This is a genomic window from Embleya sp. NPDC025285 (genome assembly GCF_055558835.1).
In genome coordinates, this window is record NZ_JBVHLU010000302.1 from 1 (window position 1) to 1,304 (window position 1,304).

At 67.6% G+C, this 1,304-nt stretch carries 1 protein-coding gene; it reads right to left on the reverse strand.

Annotated features, from left to right (window positions below; genetic code table 11):
- Positions 1-28: 28 nt before the first annotated feature.
- A protein-coding gene (locus ACZ4FV_RS52380; protein ID WP_465328551.1) for an IS3 family transposase occupies positions 29-1,236 on the reverse strand; the annotation gives its coding sequence in 2 pieces (ribosomal slippage) (positions 29-948 and positions 948-1,236; 1,209 coding nt in all).
- Positions 1,237-1,304 lie beyond the last annotated feature (68 nt).

The following is a 1,304-nucleotide window of genomic DNA, read 5'->3' on the forward strand; positions in this document are numbered from 1 at the left end:
GGGGCTTCCCCCCGATGTGAGGACACGTCTATGCGGCGTTTGCGAGTGTAGGTGAGATCGCCCGAAGCTCGGCTTCGTAGTTGGTGGGGCTGAGTTGGCCGATGTGGGAGTGGCGGCGTCGAGTGTTGTAGCGGTTGGCCCAGCGGAAGGTGTCGAGTCGGGCCTGTCGGGCGGTGGGCCAGTGTTTGGCGCCTTGGAGCGTCTCGCGTTTGAAGGACGCGTTGAACGCCTCGGCGGCCGCGTTGTCGGCGGAGCTGCCGACCGCGCTCATCGAGCGGGTCACGCCCGCCTCGTGGCAGGCGTCGGCGAACGCCCGAGAGGTGTATTGGGAGCCGTGGTCGCTGTGGAAGATCGCGCCGCGAAGGTCGCCGTCGCGGGTGCGGGCTGCGGCGTGCAGGGCGTCGACGACCAGGTCCGCTCGCATGTGGTCGGCGATCGCCCAGCCGGCGAGGCGCCGTGAACACAGGTCGATGACGGTCGCGAGGTAGAGCGGATTGCCGCCGGCGACTGGCAGGTAGGTGATGTCGCCGACGTATTTGCGGTTGGGTGTGTCGGCGGTGAAGTCGCGGTGGACGAGGTCGCCCACCGTCGCGGCCGCGGGGTCGGCGATCGTGGTGTGGTGCCTGCGTCGCAGGTGGAGACCGACGATGCGGTGCGCGCGCATGACGCGTTCGACCCGTTTGTGATTGATTCGAAGTCCGGCGTCACGCAACTCGGCGGTGACGCGCGGGGAGCCGTAGGTCTTGTCGGACTCGGTGTGGATGCGGCGGATCCGGGCGGCGAGACGCGCGTCGGAATCCGCGCGCGAGGCGCGAGCCGAAGCCGCGTTCGCCCATCGGTAGAACCCTGACCTGGAGAGTTCCAGGACCCGGCAGAGCCGCTTGACGCCGTATCGGCGTTGGTGGTCGGCGACGAACTGGAAGCGGTTCACCAGCGCGTCTCGCCCGCGAAATATTTGGCCGCCCGACGCAGGATCTCGCGTTCCTGCCGCAATTCCGCGTTCTCTTTCCGCAGGGCTTCGTTCTCCGCTTCCAACGGCGTGGCCGGGGCCGATCCGCTCGCCGGTCTCGGCGTCCCGCCCTTGCCCTTCCTGTCCGCAGAGCGGATCCAACTACGCAGTGTCTCGGCATTGACACCCAGATCGGCGGCGATCGAGGCGATCGTCGCTCCGGGCCGCGAGCGATACATCGCGACCGCGTCCGCCTTGAATTCCGGCGGATAGTGCTTCATCCCCACGGGGACTCCGTTCTCCTGAACCATCAAGATCCAGTGTCTTCGATGTCCACACATCAGGGGGAACGCCC